This window comes from Lapidilactobacillus bayanensis, from assembly GCF_003946695.1.
GTDB classification, from domain to species: domain Bacteria; phylum Bacillota; class Bacilli; order Lactobacillales; family Lactobacillaceae; genus Lapidilactobacillus; species Lapidilactobacillus bayanensis.
Genome location: NZ_RHOX01000007.1, coordinates 1 through 18401, shown reverse-complemented (window position 1 = coordinate 18401; position 18401 = coordinate 1). Strand labels below are relative to the sequence as shown.

Annotated in this window: 13 protein-coding genes; 12 read left to right on the top strand and 1 reads right to left on the bottom strand. The window is 40.8% G+C overall.

Going from position 1 to position 18401, the window contains the following annotated elements:
• The first annotated feature begins 163 nt into the window (after positions 1-163).
• Positions 164-2149 carry an N-acetylglucosamine-specific PTS transporter subunit IIBC gene (nagE, locus tag EKM65_RS03760; protein WP_125605641.1) on the top strand — a complete coding sequence of 662 codons (1986 nt, stop codon included), beginning with the start codon at positions 164-166 and terminating at the stop codon, positions 2147-2149.
• A 317-nt stretch (positions 2150-2466) separates the two neighbouring features.
• Positions 2467-2706 (top strand): hypothetical protein, encoded by a 240-nt coding sequence (locus tag EKM65_RS03755; protein ID WP_125605639.1) that lies wholly within the window; start codon positions 2467-2469, stop codon positions 2704-2706.
• A gap of 294 nt (positions 2707-3000) precedes the next feature.
• Here the strand turns inward: EKM65_RS03755 and EKM65_RS03750 are convergent, their stop codons facing one another.
• Complete coding sequence (locus EKM65_RS03750; RefSeq protein ID WP_164506803.1) at positions 3001-3207, bottom strand: DUF2929 family protein; 207 nt, start codon at positions 3205-3207, stop codon at positions 3001-3003.
• Between the two features lie 300 nt (positions 3208-3507).
• Here EKM65_RS03750 and dnaE point away from each other — a divergent pair, with 300 nt between their 5' ends.
• From dnaE to EKM65_RS03700, 10 genes are all read left to right on the top strand, one after another.
• A complete protein-coding gene (dnaE, locus tag EKM65_RS03745; RefSeq protein ID WP_125605636.1) occupies positions 3508-6846 on the top strand; it encodes a DNA polymerase III subunit alpha in 3339 nt (1112 codons plus the stop codon).
• A gap of 276 nt (positions 6847-7122) precedes the next feature.
• The gene (gene pfkA / locus EKM65_RS03740) at positions 7123-8088 is read left to right on the top strand and encodes a 6-phosphofructokinase (RefSeq protein WP_125605634.1); all 966 of its coding nucleotides are present in this window, start codon (positions 7123-7125) and stop codon (positions 8086-8088) included.
• Between the two features lie 88 nt (positions 8089-8176).
• Positions 8177-9946, top strand: a complete 1770-nt coding sequence (gene pyk / locus EKM65_RS03735; protein WP_125605632.1) for a pyruvate kinase — start codon at positions 8177-8179, stop codon at positions 9944-9946.
• Positions 9947-10303: 357 nt separating this feature from the next.
• Positions 10304-11314: a LacI family DNA-binding transcriptional regulator gene (locus EKM65_RS03730; RefSeq protein WP_125605630.1), complete on the top strand. Its 1011-nt coding sequence runs from the start codon at positions 10304-10306 to the stop codon at positions 11312-11314.
• Between the two features lie 149 nt (positions 11315-11463).
• The gene (locus tag EKM65_RS03725; protein WP_225420392.1) at positions 11464-12324 is read left to right on the top strand and encodes an ABC transporter permease; all 861 of its coding nucleotides are present in this window, start codon (positions 11464-11466) and stop codon (positions 12322-12324) included.
• 15 nt (positions 12325-12339) lie between these two features.
• Positions 12340-13239, top strand: a complete 900-nt coding sequence (locus EKM65_RS03720; RefSeq protein ID WP_125605626.1) for a carbohydrate ABC transporter permease — start codon at positions 12340-12342, stop codon at positions 13237-13239.
• A gap of 78 nt (positions 13240-13317) precedes the next feature.
• Positions 13318-14949 carry a type 2 periplasmic-binding domain-containing protein gene (locus tag EKM65_RS03715; protein ID WP_125605624.1) on the top strand — a complete coding sequence of 544 codons (1632 nt, stop codon included), beginning with the start codon at positions 13318-13320 and terminating at the stop codon, positions 14947-14949.
• Between the two features lie 117 nt (positions 14950-15066).
• Positions 15067-15684, top strand: a complete 618-nt coding sequence (locus tag EKM65_RS03710; protein ID WP_125605622.1) for a YesL family protein — start codon at positions 15067-15069, stop codon at positions 15682-15684.
• 8 nt (positions 15685-15692) lie between these two features.
• Complete coding sequence (locus EKM65_RS03705; RefSeq protein ID WP_125605620.1) at positions 15693-16622, top strand: ROK family protein; 930 nt, start codon at positions 15693-15695, stop codon at positions 16620-16622.
• A 15-nt stretch (positions 16623-16637) separates the two neighbouring features.
• Positions 16638-18212 carry a glycoside hydrolase family 5 protein gene (locus EKM65_RS03700; protein WP_125605618.1) on the top strand — a complete coding sequence of 525 codons (1575 nt, stop codon included), beginning with the start codon at positions 16638-16640 and terminating at the stop codon, positions 18210-18212.
• The last annotated feature ends 189 nt before the right edge of the window (positions 18213-18401 follow it).

The window sequence follows — 18401 nt, the reverse complement described above, 5'->3', positions numbered from 1 at the left end:
ACCCTTTGACTAGACCAAAAAAATTTAAATCAAGAAAGCGCATTATCTATTGACAAAATCAGTATAGACCAATCGCTGGAACCCTTGATATAGTTGCATTGTGATTATTATAGCGGTATATTTGTTAGGCAATAAAATTATATTTATAGGGGTGTTTTCTACAATGAAGTCATATCTTCAACGAATGGGACGTTCTTTGCAACTTCCTGTAGCAGTTTTACCTGCGGCCTCATTGCTTGTAGGTATTGGTAACTGGTGGGCTTCAGCTCATCCAGATGCTGTTTCTGCATTCTTACAAGCAGGCGGTAACGCAATTCTGGGCCAATTAGCCTTATTGTTCGCCGTTGGTTTAGCATTGGGCATGTCTAAGGACAAGGATGGCTCAGCTGCATTAGCTGGTGTCGTTGCTTACTTTGTTCCTGTTTCAATTTTAGCTCCTGCATCTGTTGCTACTTTGAAAGGAATCAAAGAAACAGCAGTTGATCCAGCATTTAGTCATATTGCTGGAAATGTTTTTATCGGTATTATTGCTGGCTTAATTGCTGCAGCATTATATAACCGCTTTCATGAAACGAAATTACCAATGGCCTTTTCATTCTTTAGTGGTAAGCGCTTAGTGCCAATTTTGGCATCGTTGGTCATGTTAGGCGTTACGATCATTTTGTTGTTCGTTTGGCCGCCAGTTTATGAAGCATTAGTTGCTTTTGGTAAGACTTTCGTTGGTATGGGTGCCGTTGGTGCTGGTATCTATGGATTCTTCAACCGTTTATTGATTCCAACAGGTTTACACCAAGCTTTGAACTCAGTGTTCTGGTTTGATGTTGCTGGTATTAATGATATTGGTAAGTTTATTGCTTCTCAAGGTCCTAAAGGTGTTACTGGTATGTATCAAGCTGGTTTCTTCCCAGTCATGATGTTCGGTTTACCAGCTGGTGCTTATGCAATCTATCGCAATGCTCGTCCTGATAAGAAGAAGGTAACGGCTTCATTGATGTTAGCTGGTGCTTTTGCTTCATTCTTCACGGGTGTTACTGAACCTTTGGAATTCTCATTCATGTTCGTTGCTTGGCCACTTTATGTGATCCATGCACTCTTCACTGGTTTATCACTTGCCTTTGCAGCATTCATGCATTGGACTGCCGGATTCGCATTTAGTGCTGGTTTAGTTGACTTCGCGTTAAGCTTCAAGAATCCAATTGCCAACCAACCTTACATGTTAATTGTTCAAGGTTTAGTGATGGCAGTTATTTACTACTTCGGCTTCGACTTTGCCATTAAGAAATTCCACTTGATGACACCAGGTCGTGAAGTAGATACTGATAACAGCGCTGATGATATTGAAATTGCTACAGATGCTTCTGATGACAAATATATGATCCAAGCCAAGAAGGTTTATGCTGCAATTGGTGGTAGTGACAATATTACAAATATTGACAATTGTACAACTCGTTTACGTTTGCAATTAAAGGATACTAGCACAATCAATCAAAATGCGATTAAAGCTGCTGGTGCAATTGGCTTGAACGTCTTAGATGCAACTAATTTACAAATTATCATTGGGACTGAAGTTCAATTCACCGCCGATGCTTTGACTAAATTATATACAACCAAAGCACCAATCGCTGAAAGTAATGAAACTAGTGCACCTGTTGCACCTGCAGAACCAGTTGCTAATGTTAACTCCGGTGCAATTGATACATTCTACAGCGTGGTTGATGGTGAATTGTTAGATATTGAAGCTGTTAGCGATCCAACTTTTGCTCAAAAGATGATCGGTGATGGTTTTGCAATTGAACCAACTAGCGGCCGAATTGTGGCACCAGTTAGTGGCGAAATCACAACAATCTTCCCAACTAAGCATGCCTTAGGTATTAAGACAAGCAATGGTTTAGAAGTATTGGTTCATATGGGCTTAGATACCGTTGAACTTGAAGGCAAACCATTTGATCTTCATGTCACTGAAGGCCAAGTCGTTGAACATGGCGACGCTTTAGCTGATGTTGATTTGGCAGCAATTAGAGACGCAGGCAAGATGCCAACAATGTTGGTTGTCATTACCAATATGGCTGCTGTTTCATATTTGAAGGCTGAAAAAGCTGGTCGTCAAGTTGCCGCAGATGAAGAAGTTTTACAAGCAACAATTAAATAAAACTGATTTGAATTTGTTGAATGACTGATTTGAATCGACGAAAACACCCATTCGATTTTTTACGAATGGGTGTTTTTGTGTGCTCTTTGCTAAATTAGGCCTGCTTTAATGTGCTAGCTTATAAAAACTGTTATGTTGTGGTTCTTCGCGCTTGCGCAAAGGTTGAATACGAAACGTGCGGGGTACCGTGGTGGAAAATAAATACTAGTCGCTGGAACGTGGTGGACACTGTTTGATTAGGATAGTGGTTACTAAAACTGTTTTGTTGCTGTTCTCCGCACTTGCGCAAAGGTTGCAGATGCAACGTGCGGGGTATCGTGGCGGGAAATAAATACTTGTCGCTGGAACGTAGTGGGCGTCGATTTAAGCCGAATGAAGCGCAATTCGTCTTAAATACGAGCCTTAATGTAAGCAATAAATTGCCAACATTAATGTCACTACTGAGCGGTATTTATTTTCCACCACTAAACAAGCGAGAGGGCAACCTTTGCGCAAGCGCTGAATTGACGAGTGGTTGGACTGCTTCTAATTTTGAGAAGTACAAATTTGAAGTTTAGTTGTACTAACGCACTTTCGTCAGTGCCGGAGGGAAATCGCGGTCAAGCTCGCAGCGTTCCACCAGCGTATTTCTCGTAGGCACGAAGGACCACAGGATAACAGTTTTGGGACTTAGCACTTATAGCGAAGCTCACATTCAAGACGAACTAAATTTCATTCGGCTCAAATCAATACTCGTAGCGTTCCATCAGCGTATTTCCCGTAGGCACGAAGAACCACAATTCAAAATGACCCATAGAAAGAGCGTAAAAAAATAAGTGTTAGATGTTTATTATCAACATCTGGCACTTATTTTAATGCTGCTTTGATTCATCCTGATCATGACTAGCTGGTTCAGTGCCTCTCATGATTTCCGGTACGAAATTAAGAATTAAACCAAAAATGGCAAAAACAACCACACTTAAACCAATGTTGACTGCATTTTGATCCAATTTAGCACCGATGAATCCGGCAACGATTCCGAGAATGATCGCCCAAATTACGACAATTACACGTTTCACGGTCAAACCTTCTTTCACATTCACAATGATTTTAGCATAAATTCCATTGAACAGCCAATAAACTTACTGAAAACTTTTGACGAGCTTCTCTGGATCGTAAATGATTAAACAGCGTTAAAAAATTAATTATCTTGAATTGAGATGGTTGTGCAAGTTAACCTGCTTCTGCTGGTTAACGGAGTATTGTGTACTTTGATAATGTTGCAAAAATAAATCGGTTCCTTCATCGGGATTCGCAGGTATTTAATAACCGTCGTTAATCGGCTTCTGCTATAATAAATAATATGGGGAGGCGAGTTCATGACGTTTGTTAATTTGCAGGTGCGCAGTTGTTTTAGCTTATTGCAAAGCTCGAATAAAATTGACGATTTAGTTAAACAAGCACAGGAAATGGGTTACGACGCCTTAGCGTTAACGGATTTAAACACAATGTACGGTGTCGTTCATTTCTATCGTGCTGCAAAAGCCGCACAGATTAAGCCAATTATTGGTTTAACGTTGCAGTTATCTGGACTCATGGCTGCTGATCATCAGTACGAGCTGATTCTGTTGGCTCAAGATAATCAAGGTTATCATGACTTGTTCAGAATTTCTTCGCTAAAAATGACGCAAGATCAATTAAGCTGGTCGGAGGTTGCGCCGCTTTTAGCGCATCTGATTGTGATTATGCCACCAAAAACTGGCGAAACGGCGGCACTTTTATTGGCAGATGCTGCAGAACGTCAGGCTTGGCATGTTAAATTACAACAACAACTGCCAGATGACGCGCCGCAATTTTACATGGGTATTTCCACTCGTCAATCATCGCGAACGTTGCAGCAACAAATCGCTGATCTAGCAACCGAGTTGGATTATGCGTTGGTGGCGCTAGATGATGTGCGTTACTTGCATGCTGACGATGCCTTTACGAATGAAGTTCTGGCAGCAATTGATTCGGGAAGCCAAATTGACACACCAGAGCTGCGGGCTAAGCAACAGGGCACGTTTTATTTGGAAACACCGGAGCAAGTTTCGGAGCGCTTTGCCAGAGCAGGGTTAAGTGATGCTGCAGCGCTGACGGCGACGATTGCCGATCGGTGCCAGGTCGAACTTGAATTCAAACGTGCTCAATTGCCGCACTTTGCGGTACCTGAGGGAACGAATGCAGCGGCTTATTTACGGAGTCTAGCTCAAGCCGGTTTGAAGAGACGCCTAGCAGGACAAGCAACACCAGAATATCAGGAGCGCTTAGATTACGAGTTAAAAGTGATCGGTGCAATGGGTTTTGCCGACTATTTCCTGATTGTTTGGGATGTGATTCGTTATGCACATCAGCAAAAAATTATGACTGGTCCCGGTCGTGGTTCGGCCGCGGGCTCGTTAGTTGCGTATACATTAGGTATTACTGAGGTTGACCCGTTGAAATATCACTTGTTGTTTGAACGTTTCTTAAATCCCGATCGCGTTAGCATGCCGGATATTGACTTAGATATTCCTGATAATCGGCGCGATGAACTAATTCAGTATATGCATGAACGTTATGGCGACACTCATATGGCCCAAATTATTACTTTTGGCACGATGGCAGCCAAACAAGCCTTGCGTGATGTGGGACGAACGTTTAATTTAATGCAGAATGAAATGAGTGATTGGTCGAAAGCCATTCCCAGCCAATTGAATATCACCTTACGAGAAGCTTACCAGAAGTCTGAAGGCCTTAAAAATCTGGTTGCAGCTAGTGATTTGAATCAATTACTTTTCAAAACGGCATTGGCGATTGAGGGACTACCACGGCATTATTCAACCCATGCTGCTGGAATTGTTCTGGGCGAAAAACCACTCACAGATACTGTTCCGATGCAAAATGGCGGTGAGGGAATTAAACTAACTCAGTTGCCCAAGGGCGATGTTGAGGCACTGGGTCTGTTGAAGATGGACTTTTTGGGCTTGCGTAATTTAACCATTCTCGATCAAACCGTTCAAGCTATTCGAACGCATTATCCCGAATTAAAGGCGTTTGATCCGAGGAAGATTGACTTGGAAGATTCGCAGACGCTGCAATTGTTCCAAAAAGGGGATACAGATGGTGTCTTCCAATTCGAATCTGATGGTATTCGCAATGTGCTAATCAAGCTTAAACCGACTGAATTTCGCGATATTGTGGCCACGAATGCTTTATACCGTCCCGGCCCAATGGAGAATATTCCCACCTTTATTGCGCGTAAGAATGGTCAGGGAAAAGTTGCTTACCCCATTCCTGAGTTAGCGGATGTATTAGGCGATACCTATGGCGTGCTTGTTTATCAAGAGCAAGTGATGCAAGTAGCCGTGGAGATGGGCGGCTTTTCGATGGGTCAGGCCGATATTTTACGTCGTGCTGTTAGTAAGAAGAAAAAAGCCGATCTTGATAATGCTCGTGCAAGTTTTATCGCTGGTGCGCAAAAACAAGGTTACTCCGTATCCGTTGCCATGACTGTTTATGATTATATTGAACGCTTTGCTAATTATGGGTTTAATAAATCGCACGCAGTTGCTTATAGTATGATCGCCTTTTGGTTGGCTTATTTAAAAGTGCATTTTCCTGCTGAGTTTTTCTTGTCGTTATTGAATGCTAATTTGAATAATGAGCGTAAAACCGCAGCTTACTTGCAAGAGTTACGTAATCGTAAAATCGAAGTTGCTGGTCCTGATATTAATTTAAGTCAAACGACTTTTACATTGAATCATCATGTGGTTCGTTTTGGCTTTGAGGTCATTAAAGGGATCCGGCGCGATTTCGTTCGTGCTTTACTTGATGAGCGTCAAGCCAACGGCCGTTACAAGAATCTGAATGACTTTTTGAAGCGACAAACATCGCGTTTTTTGAAATTAGAACCGATAATCACGCTGGCTAAAGTGGGCTGCTTCGACAGTTTTGATGAGAATCGCAAGCAAGTCGTTGCTAACCTGGAGAATTTAATTGAGAGTCTACAGCTTTCAGGCGATAGCGTGCCACTATTTGATGTGTTGGCACCTAAAGTCGAACAAGTCGCTGACTATTCAAATCAAGAGCGTTTAGAATTAGAGAAAGAATTATTAGGTGCTTATGTTTCTGGACATCCGCTTTCTGGTTATCAGCAAACTTTCAATCGTGAACATGTGACCACAGTGCAGCGCTTGACGCAACAACCAGCTAATTTATTAGTCTATCTTCACCATGTCAAAGTGATTCGAACGAAGCGCGGTGAGCAAATGGCTTTTGTCAGCGCCGAGGATTTAACCGACGAGGTTGAAATCACTGTTTTCCCGCGCACCTTTCATCAAGCACAGTCATTGTTAGAAGCAGGAAAGGTGATTTTGGTCAAGGGTAAATTGGATCAACGACATGATCGGGGACAGAAACCGGGTTTTATTGCCGATGTGATTATGGCGGCACAACCGGACCAACAAGTGGCAACCTTATATTTGCAAATTACCGCTGAGAAAGATCAAGCCAAAATTCAGGAACAGCTGCAAACTGTTTTACTGGCACATCAGGGTCTTTCACCAGTCATTATTCATTTTGTGGCTGATCAACGGTCGATCAAATTAGCACAGCGTTATCAAGTGCAGGTGAACGGTGAGTTGATTGCTCAACTCGCGACATTGTTAGGTTCTGAAAATGTTGTCGCAAAACAGTGATTTTACTGTGTTTTTTTCTGAAAATTATTTTTAATGTTAATATTAGCAGACAATTTTCTGTAAAGGTGGTAGTATTGTTATGGTCAGGTTGAGCCCGACACATAACCGTTACAGGCCATCTCTTATCGACGTTGAGTTAGTTAAGTGAACAATTTAATTGGTATAGCTCAATGAAAGTAAAGAAAATACGATTAGTTGATTATTGTCGGCTATTGGTTAGCTGTTGGTTATGAGTAGTGCTTAACAATGAGATATGATTAATCTGAGGTGAAAAAAATGAAAAAGATCGGTATTTTAACAAGTGGCGGCGATGCTCCAGGTATGAACGCTGCTGTTCGTGCCGTTGCGCTACGTGCATTTGATGAAGGTCTCGAAGTTTACGGGATTAATTATGGTTATGCCGGCTTAGTTGCAGGCGATATTTTTCCATTGACGCGTGAGATTTTGGCCGACAAAATCTCGCGTGGGGGTACATTCTTGTACTCTGCTCGTTACCCTGAATTTGCCCAAGTTGAAGGACAGTTGAAGGGAATTGAACAACTGAAGAAGTTTGGTATCGAAGCATTGGTTGTTGTTGGTGGCGATGGTTCTTATCATGGTGCTTTGCGTTTGACAGAGCATGGTTACAACGCCGTCGGTTTACCAGGAACGATTGATAATGATATTCCTTATACTGACTTCACGATTGGCTTTGACACAGCTTTAACAACGGCTGTTGACGCCATCGATAAGATTCGTGATACGGCAACCAGTCATCAACGCGTCTTTGTTGTTGAAGTGATGGGTCGCGGTGCTGGTGACTTAGCTTTGTGGGCTGGCGTTGCAACCGGTGCGGAAGCAATTATCGTACCTGAGAAGAAGTACGATATTGATGCGATTGCTAAACAACTCGAAGCTTATCGCGAAGCAGGTCATGATAATGCTGTTATCGTCATTGCTGAAGGTGTGATGAGTGCTCAAGAATTCAAGACCGAATTAGACAAGCATGGTGATTTTGATTCACGTGCAACAACTATTGGTCATGTTCAACGTGGTGGTTCACCAACTGCTCGTGATCGCGTTATGGCAAGCAAGATGGGTAACTATGCCGTCGAATTGTTGTTAGCAGGTAAGGGTGGTTTGGCCATCGGTATTGAGAACAACCAAGTTACTGAACATGCAATGGAAGATTTATTCGATGAGAAACATCATGCTGATTTAAGTCTTTATGATATCAACAATAAGTTCAATCAAAAAGATTAAGCCACTAAAAACTAGTTGTTGTGTTTTTATTATGTTAAAATGACATTGAATTGTCGTTTAAAAAAATATGTGAGGAGCGTTTTTTTTCATGAAAAAGACCAAGATTGTTTCAACACTTGGACCTGCAAGTAATTCTACAGATATTATCGTTAAGTTAATTGAGGCTGGCGCTAATGTATTCCGCTTTAACTTCTCTCATGGTGATCATGAAGAACATTTAGGCCGAATGAATATGGTTCGCGAAGCTGAAAAGATTACTGGCAAATTAGTCGGTATCGTGCTTGATACTAAAGGTGCTGAAATCCGAACAACTGATCAAGAAGGCGGCAAGTTTGAAGCCAAGATCGGTGATGTCGTTCGCATTTCAATGGACCCTACTGTAATTGGTAACCCAGAAAAGATTGCTGTTACTTATCCTGGCCTTTATGATGATACACATGTTGGTGGACATGTCTTGATCGATGATGGTTTAGTAGACCTTAAGATCACGGGCAAAGATGAAGCTAACAAGGAATTAGTTACTGAAGTTCAAAACGAAGGTCTAATTGGATCTAAGAAGGGTGTTAACGCTCCTGGCGTTGAAATTCGTCTCCCAGGTATCACTGAAAAAGACGCTGACGATATTCGTTTTGGCTGTGATAACGACATTAACTTCATTTCTGCAAGTTTTGTTCGTAAGGCACAAGACGTTCTCGATATTCGCGAAATCCTTGAAGAAAAGAACTCAACAAACGTTAAAATTTTCCCTAAGATCGAATCTCAAGAAGGTATCGACAATATCGATGAAATTCTTAAGGTTTCTGATGGCTTGATGGTTGCTCGTGGTGACATGGGTGTCGAAATTCCATTCGAAAACGTTCCTTTTGTTCAAAAAGCTTTGATCCAAAAGTGCAACGCTTTAGGCATGCCTGTTATTACTGCAACACAAATGCTTGACTCAATGCAAGAAAACCCACGTCCTACACGTGCCGAAGTTACTGACGTTGCTAACTCCGTCTTAGATGGTACTGATGCAACAATGCTTTCTGGCGAAAGTGCAAACGGCGACTACCCAGTAGAAGCTGTTCGGACAATGGCCTTGATTGACGAACGTACTGAAGAAGAAATGAAGAAGCGCAACACATTAGCATTACAACGTTTCGAAGAATATAAAGGTTCCAATGCCACTGAATCAATTGGCGAATCTGTTGTTCGTACTGCCGAAGAATTACATGTCAGTGCAATCGTTGTTGCTACTTCATCAGGCTACTCAGCACGCATGATTTCTAAATATCGTCCTAATGCTAACATCTTAGCTGTTACTTTCGATGAGAAAGTACAACGTAGCTTAACAATTAACTGGGGCGTTACACCAGTATTGGCTGACAAGCCAGAATCAACTGACGAAATGTTTGAAGTTGCTGCGCAAAAAGCACAAGATCTTGGTTTCGCTAAAGAGGGCGACTTGATCTTAATCGTTGCTGGTGTTCCTGTTGGTGAAACAGGTACAACCAACTTAATGAAGATCCAATTAATTGGTTCTAAGTTAGTTCAAGGTCAAGGTGTTGGCGATGAAACTGTTGTCGGCAAGGCTGTTGTTGCTAATAGTGCTAAAGAAGCAGTTGACAAAGCTACTGAAGGCAGTATTCTTGTTGTGAAGACAACTGATAAGGATTACTTACCAGCAATCGAAAAAGCAAGTGCAATTGTCGTCGAAACAGGTGGCTTAACATCACATGCTGCAGTTGTTGGTATTGCAATGGGAATTCCTGTTGTTGTCGGCGCTGCTGATGCAACTACTCTTGTTAAAGATGGCGAGTTAATCACCGTTGATTCACGTCGTGGTGTCATCTACCGTGGTGCTTCTAACTCACTTTAGTCTTTAAAGTAAGTAAATAAATTAAGTTAATCAAAAAGGAATCGAGATAAAAATCTCGTTTCCTTTTTATTTTGGATTATTTTAAGAGAAAGGTTTAAGCTGTTAGTGCACAATTGCGTCGCCCGAGTTAATCACGTATCTGGCTAAATAAGGCAACATGTTTATTCAACAATTGGGCTTCAGTTATCGCTATATTTTGCGTTGCTGAAATGAGTTGATTAGGCTCAGCAAATGACGATAACGAACGTGTTTCAAACGAAAAAGCAGAAAAATAAAAACGTTTTTAAAAAAGTATTGCATTCTCAAAAAATATGTGTTAATTTAGATATATGAAAGCGTTTCAGAAAGAAGGACGTCATGGCAAAAGTTACAATCAAAGATGTTGCACGTGAATCAGGCTACTCTATTGCGACTGTTTCCAAGGCGTTAAACGGTGTTGATGTTGTCAAGGAGACAACGAAGAACAAAATCCTTGAAGCCGCAAAGAGACTGGATTATTCACCTAATTTGATGGGTAAACAATTGAAGTCGGGTTCAACACAGACACTTGGTTTTTTTACTTCTAGCGTAACTGGTCCTTATTTTTCAATCTTGATTGATGCCTTAGCAAATTTCAGTGAGAAGAATGGTTATGGTCTAAACGTTTTTATTTCTAGTGATCGTGACAAAATCATGAATACCATCCGTGGTCGGCTAGTCGATGGGGCATTGTTGTTTGATACAATTATTAATGATGATGACATCGAGCAGTTCAACAACGAACGGATCTCTAGTGTTTTCCTTGATCGTAAGATTTCCGATGGTTCGACAAGCAGCATTGTCTTTGATTCTCAGGGTGCTGGACGTGCGATTGGTAATTATTTGATCAACTTAGGTCACCGTAACATTGCTTATATTGCTGGTTATGATGATGTTTATGATAGTGAGTTACGATTTGCCGGGTTGAAACAGGCCTTGAATGATCATGGTCTAGTATTTGAACCACACAATCGTTTGGCCGGTATGTTTGAGGAAGAAGCATCATATAATGCAATTCTATCATTCTTGCGAGTAGCACGTTTACGGGGATATGAGTTACCAACTGCTTTTGTTGCTGGTAATGATACGAGTGCCATTGGTGCAATTAAAGCTTTGCGTCACGAAGGTTTAAATGTGCCGGAAGATATTAGCGTCGTAGGGTTCGATGATATTGATGTCGCGGAGTATTTCAATCCACCACTGACAACGATTCGCAACCCAATCATGGCTCAGGCTCGCGGTGCAGTTGAGATCTTACTTTCTTTATTGCAAGGTGAACAAGATATTCCGAGTCAAGTATTGCCGGGGGAACTAGTGATTCGTAAATCAACTAGTAACATTCCAAGTTAATGTTTACTTGTTGTTTTACTAAAAAATAAAAACGTTTTTAAATTGTGGAGGGATCATAGATGGAGATTAACAAACCACGGAAATTACCGATAGGAACGCGAATCAAAGAATGGGGCAAGGCTTGGGGAAGACAATGGCAGTTACAAACCATGGTTTTGCCAGGTATCATTCTAATGATTATTTTCAACTTTATTCCTATTTACGGTTTGACCTTGGCGTTTAAGAGCTATTCAGTTACGAGCACGATTAGTTCATCACCTTGGGTCGGCTTACAAAATTTCCAAATCATTATGAAAGATAAGTATTTCTGGCAATCAGTTCAAAACACGATTGGTATTAGTGCCATCAAATTAACAATCGAATTCTTCTTACCAATTATTTTAGCTATTTTAATTTTTGAACTGAAGTGGACACCATTTAAGAAATTAGTCCAAACGATTACTTACTTACCCCATTTCCTTTCTTGGATTATTTTAGGTGGTATGTTGATTACTTGGTTGTCATCAAACGGTATGTTAAATCAGGTCTTGCGTCTCTTTGGGATTGCCGCTAATGATAACCACATCTTAAACGCATCAAGTTATTGGAGTATTGCTTCACTGTCCGATGTTTGGAAGGAAGCAGGTTGGGGCACCATCTTATATCTGGCAACGATGTCTAAGATTGATCCAACTTATTATGAAGCTGCTGAAATGGATGGTGCTTCTAAAATCCGGCAAATCTGGAGCATTACCATTCCAGAAATGAGCAGCATCATTTCACTGAACTTAATTCTTTCAGTATCTGGCTTATTCAATTCTAACTTGGATCAAACATTAGTTTTGATGAACTCACAAAACCAACCTAAAGCTGAGGTTATTAACTCATATGTTTATCGTGTTGGTTTGACACAAGGCGATTTCTCTTATGCAACTGCCGTTGGTTTAGGTGTTTCGATCATTTCAGTTATCTTGTTGATCATCACCAACACCATTACTAAAAAATTAAACGATAATCAATCGGTATTGTAGGAGGGGAGTCGAACAATGGAAATTTCAAAATCAAGTAATAAAACGACAAAAGTTAAGTCAACTCGTGGCAACAAGATTTTCGACGTTGTCAACGTGGTCCTAATGACGCTGTTCGCTCTAATCATTTTGATCCCGATGTGGAACGTCGTGATTTCATCATTTGCCGGCATGAATTCTGGTCCATTCATTTTCTGGCCTAACAAACTTTCACTAGCAAACTACATCAGTGTTTTTAGTGATAAAGGAATTTGGCAAGCCATGTTTATCTCTGTTGCCAAAACCGTCGTCGGCGTTGTCTTTCACTTGTTCCTTTGCTCAATCGTTGCTTATGCATTGAGCAAACGCGATTTGAAGGGACGTAAACTTTACTCAGCAATGGGCATCATCACTATGTTCTTCTCTGGTGGTATGATTCCAACTTACTTATTGATTAAATCATTAGGCCTCTTAAATTCATTTTGGGTTTATATTCTACCAGCAATGTTTAGTTATTACGATATGGTTATTTTGATGAACTTCTTCCGTGATATTCCAAACTCACTGGAAGAGTCAGCTAAGATGGACGGTGCAAGTGATTGGCGCGTATTCTTCTCAATCATCGTGCCATTATCTAAACCATCTTTAGCAACGATCGGATTATTCCATGGTGTTTGGCAGTGGAACGACTTCATGACAACTAAACTGTATGTCACGAATGAAGCGTTGTATCCATTGCAGATGCGTTTATACGACATCATCATTAAAGCTCAAGCTGCGGCATCAAATGGGTTGAACGCCCAAGTTGCAATCACAACCACTTCAAAGGGGGTGCAATTGGCAACAATCGTCGTTACAATGCTTCCTATTTTGATTTTATATCCTTTTGTGCAGAAGTATTTCGTTACAGGAACAATGCTTGGTGCAGTAAAGGAATAAAAATAGTAACACGCAATACTTTTTTTCAGGGCAGTGACAGGTTTCAAAATCTTCGGAAACGAAAGGGAGAGTTACAGTATGAAGAAGGGCACTATGTTTAGAGGATTGGCGACTGCATTAGTTACACTGGGTTCTGTCGCATTATTAGCGGGCTGTGGCAACGGCTCAAAGGACAGCGGTTCAGCTGACAAGTCAGGTTTGCCAAAAGCAACGTATAAAGTTTCAAAGGATACACCAGCTTGGAAGAAAGATAAGACTAAGATGACGACCTTAACTTGGTATGTCAATGCCGACTGGTGGGAAAAGTCATTTGGTAAGGATGAGATTACTAAGCAAATTAAAAAGGACCTTAACGTTAATATCAAGTTTGTCACCGGCGATGATACGAAGTTAAATACTTACTTTGCCAGTGGTAATATGCCAGACTTGGTTACAATTGGCGATCCTAACTCTAAAGTTGCGCGGACAGCTAACCAATGGGCTTATCCTTTACAAGATTTAGCTAATAAATACGATCCATATTTCTTTAAAGTTGCACGTAAAGATACTTTGAACTGGTACAAGATTGATGGTAAGACATACGCTTATCCAAACTACTCAAACACTGCAGCAGATTACAACAGTGGCAAGATTTTACCTCGTGATGCTTTCATCATCCGTAAAGATGTTTTAGCTGGTATTGGCAAACAGGACTTTACGACGCCAGAAGGTTTCGTTAAAGGAATGGCTGCTATTAAAGCTAAATATCCTAAGTTAACACCATTTGGTTTCAATGACTTCAGTGGTGGTAACAGTTCATTACAAAACGTTGTTCAAGATATGTTAGGTGTACCGATCACAACTAAAGCAAATAAATATTATGATCGTGATACTGACTCAGATTACATCAAGTGGTTAGACGCATTCCGTCAAGTACATGCTGCTGGTAATATTTCAGATGATAGCTTCACTGATGATGCTGATACCTTCAACGAAAAAGTTGCTAATGGTAACTACGCAACAATGATGATGGGTTCTGATGTTAACCATGGTACTAACTTACAGGATTGGGCAAGTAAAGATTCTAAAGGTGAGTATGTTGCCATTGATGGTATTCAAAGTACCGTTGGTCGCGAACCAACACTTTCTCAAGCCGGTATTTCTGGTTGGTTGATTAACTACATTTCTAACAAGACGAAGCACCCTGCTAAAGCAATTCAAGTCTTTGAATATCTCTTAAGCGATAAGGGTCAAATGTTAACTAACTTTGGTGAAAAGGGTAAGATGTATACTCAAGATGCTGATGGTATGGTTAAATGGACACCATTTGCTAAAGACTTACAACTTAATCACCCACAAGAATTTAACAAGAAGTATCGTATTGGTGAATTCATTCTCTTCGGTCATGACCGTTACAAGGCTTTGAACAAAGATTCTTATGTTAAAGCAGTTTGGCAAATGCAAGATTGGGGTAAGAAGTACTTGAAGCCTCAATTCAAGATTGAAAATATTGCGCCAAATCCTGGTACACAAGAAGCACGTGCTTTAAGCGCCATTCAAACGAACTGGAGTACAACAATGGTTAGCTTGATTCGTTCAAAGGACAAGAAGTCATTTGATGATACACTTGCTAAATATAAGAAATTCCAAAAAGATAACAATATTACAGATATCAACAAGACTCGCAATGATAATATCAAAGCGAACATGAAGAAGTTAGGGCAAGATTAATTAAAAGATTGTCAGACTGTTTTAGCGAGATCTGACTCACGATGTAGCCAGAGGCGTTGTCTCTGGCTATCTTCGTAATTACGATTTAGTCAATGAAGAATAAAGGGAGTTTGAACGATGAAGAATATATTTTCGATGAACGGTTCGGTATTTGCTTTTATGACCACAATCTATCAGGTGATTGTCGTTAATGTTTTATTCTTGATCAGTTCAATTCCCATCATTACGATTGGGGCTTCCTTAACCGCCATGTATAGCTGTTGTTTAAAAATTGCAAACGGCGATGAAGTGTTCTTATGGGCGGATTATAAACGGGCGTTTAAGAATAACTTTAAGATTTCCACTCAAATATATGGCATCACTGTGGTTGTGTTTGCCAGTGTATTCGGTCTAGCCTTTGCTTTTCAACGTTTGAATTTTACCGTGGGACTTTGGATCGTCTTAGGGTTGGCGACAGTGCTGATTTTTGGAACCGAGTATTTATATCCACTCATTGCTCGCTTCGAGAACACTTGGTCTGAGTATCTTAGAAACGCCGTTGTCTTAAGCATCCATAATGCCGCAATCAGCATTGCCGTTTTTATCGTGACAGTTGCATTACTTGTCTTCTTTCCAGTATTTATTCCTAAGTTATTTTTCTTATGGTTGTTTACTGCCTTTGGAGCTACTGGATTGATTAATAGTTACATGTTCAAATATGTTTTTAATAAATACGAAGCTTCGGCTAAGGAGTAAATAGGATAATGAAATATTACGTTGGATTTGATATTGGTGGGACAACAATTAAACATGGTGTTGTCGACGAAACTGGTAAGATTGCTGTTCAATCAGCAGTTGACACACCCAGAGACCGTGATCAGTTTATCAATCTACTGGCCGATGTTGTCAAACAATACCAGAATTTATATCCGATTGAAGCGATTGGCGTCTGCACGCCGGGAATTGTTCAAAAGGATGGCTACTTATTAACGGCCGGTGCCATTCGTTGCATGTATGGTGTTAATTTGAAGCACGAGTTAGAGAAACGAACAGATTTAGTTGTCTCTGTCGAGAATGACGCGAATGCTGCCGCAATTGCTGAACATTGGCTAGGTGCTGCAATTGGCATTGATAATTATTTATGTTTAGTCATTGGCACTGGTTTCGGCGGTGGCATCATCATCAATGGTCAGGTTTATCGTGGCGCTCATGGTATGGCCGGCGAATTTGGTTGGATGGTAACGAAGGATTATAAGTTAACGGGTGATATTGAGGAAAGTTCGTTAAATGCAACCAGTGCAGTTGTCGGTGGTCTTTGTCACCAATACACGCTTGCAAAGCAACAAGTCGAGCCAACTTTTGAACCAATCAAAGACGCCCGGGTTATTTTTGAAGCTGCGCATCAAGGTGAATTGTTGGCAGATACGATTTTAAATCGCTTCTATTACGATTTGGCAACCGGCATTTTAGATTTAACGGCTAGTTTTGATCCAGAAGTGATTCTAATTGGTGGCGGTATTAGTGTGAATGATGAATTCAACTCGAATTTGCAAGCTGCTATTCAAGACTTGGAAACGCGGCATCGTAGTATTCATGATGTTAAAGATGTGGCAATTGCCCCCGTTAAACCTGCGAAGTTGTTAAATAATGCTGGTCTGATTGGTGCCGTATATCAGATTTTCCATAAAGCATAAGTTGGAGGTGCTATTTTGATCACAAGTTTTTTACACACTAAGGGCCGACAAATTGTTAATGAACAAGATCAACCGATTCTCATGAAAGGTTGGGGGATTGGTAATTGGCTTTTAACAGAAGGTTACATGTGGACGATGCATGGTCAAAAGTTTGATCGACCACGCCGTATTGAACAAACGATTGCAGAATTAATTGGTGCAGATGCCGCTGAATCATTCTGGAAACAATATCGCGAACATTACTTCACTGAAGCAGATGCTCAGTATATTCATCAACAAGGTTACAATTCGATTCGCATTCCGTTTAATGCGCGCTTATTCTTAACAGCGGCTGGTCAGATTGACGAGACGAACTTTTATTTGTTAGATCGAGCAATTAAATGGTCGAAGGAACATGACTTGTATGTTTGGCTCGATATGCATGGTGCACCTGGTGGTCAAACTGGTGCAAATATTGATGATTCCGTCGGCGACGTGCCCAACTTATATATGGTTCCTGAATATTGGCGGCAAGCACTTAACTTATGGCAATTTATCGCGCAACGTTATGCAGATGAACCTGCAGTGGCGGGCTATGATTTATTAAATGAACCGATTCGCCCTAGAACTGGTTCGTTACAGGATTTTGATTACTTGTTACCCAAGCTGAGTCAGTTCTATACTGAAGCAATTGCAATGATTCGAAAAGTTGATACTCGGCATATGTTTTCACTGGAAGGTTATCATTGGGCCAGTGATCCAAGTGTTTTCAATCAGCAGTATGATGATAACTATGTGATTCACTTCCACCGCTATGGTGTTTTACCGAGTGAAGCGACATTTGCTGAATTCTTGAAAGTTTCAAAACAGTTCAACGTTCCGCTATGGTTAGGCGAAACTGGCGAGAACATCAATACTTGGTATTCCGGCATGACGAAGCTTTGTGAGCAATATCAAGTGAGTTATCATTTCTGGCCTTATAAAAAAATGGGCAAGAATAATGGTGGTGTGACGATTCGTCGTCCCGAGAATTGGCAATTATTGGTTGATTATGTTGTCAAAGGTGATCAACCAAAGCAACAAACGATTCAAGCAGTTCTAGCAGAGTTGTTAGAGAATCTAAAATTTGCGAACTGTCAGCAAAATCACGATGTCGATTGTCACATCTTGCGTCGAGCACCGTTTGCTGAATCGGCGACTTGTTTTGACACGGATCCCGTTAGTTATCACGCAACGGTTACTCGAAATAATTTTGCCAAGTATCGTCAAGGAACGAACATTGAGATCTTAGAACCAGAGGCTAAGCGACCATCAGCTTATACGTTTGATGTTTATTTAGACGAATATCAGATTCGGTTGCATGAAGGTGAGTATGTTTCTTACACATATACGTCAACACATGCCGATCAAAAATTGTTGATTAAGCTTGATCCGGCTAAAACAGAAGTTGGGACAGTTTTAGCAATTAGTCAAAATGGTCAGGAAACTCAAGAAATTAAAATTGGCGGTGATCACATCTTGGTTGACCTAATTGCTAGTGAGCAAGACCAAGTTCGTTTGACAGTCAAACGCGGTGTGATTGTCGCGCGCCAACTGGTTTTGCAAGCATAATGACTGTTGAGCACATCATAATAAGTTCAAGGGATTGGCGCAGAATTCTTGCGCCGATCCTTTTTTACTACCGGAGTGTGGTGGGATTTTATGTAACGCACTACCATGATAGGTAAGCAGTTAATAATCGACCGTCATTGAAAGTAAACACGCCCCGTTTCGGCTTTGATCGAAACGGGGCGTGCTGTG

Bases quoted from the DNA above. Each gene is read 5' to 3' on its own strand.
- nagE (WP_125605641.1), top strand. From the start codon at position 164: ATGAAGTCATATCTTCAACGAATGGGACGTTCTTTGCAACTTCCTGTA.
- dnaE (WP_125605636.1), top strand. From the start codon at position 3,508: ATGACGTTTGTTAATTTGCAGGTGCGCAGTTGTTTTAGCTTATTGCAA.
- pfkA (WP_125605634.1), top strand. From the start codon at position 7,123: ATGAAAAAGATCGGTATTTTAACAAGTGGCGGCGATGCTCCAGGTATG.
- pyk (WP_125605632.1), top strand. From the start codon at position 8,177: ATGAAAAAGACCAAGATTGTTTCAACACTTGGACCTGCAAGTAATTCT.
- EKM65_RS03730 (WP_125605630.1), top strand. From the start codon at position 10,304: ATGGCAAAAGTTACAATCAAAGATGTTGCACGTGAATCAGGCTACTCT.
- EKM65_RS03725 (WP_225420392.1), top strand. From the start codon at position 11,464: ATGGTTTTGCCAGGTATCATTCTAATGATTATTTTCAACTTTATTCCT.
- EKM65_RS03720 (WP_125605626.1), top strand. From the start codon at position 12,340: ATGGAAATTTCAAAATCAAGTAATAAAACGACAAAAGTTAAGTCAACT.
- EKM65_RS03715 (WP_125605624.1), top strand. From the start codon at position 13,318: ATGAAGAAGGGCACTATGTTTAGAGGATTGGCGACTGCATTAGTTACA.
- EKM65_RS03710 (WP_125605622.1), top strand. From the start codon at position 15,067: ATGAAGAATATATTTTCGATGAACGGTTCGGTATTTGCTTTTATGACC.
- EKM65_RS03705 (WP_125605620.1), top strand. From the start codon at position 15,693: ATGAAATATTACGTTGGATTTGATATTGGTGGGACAACAATTAAACAT.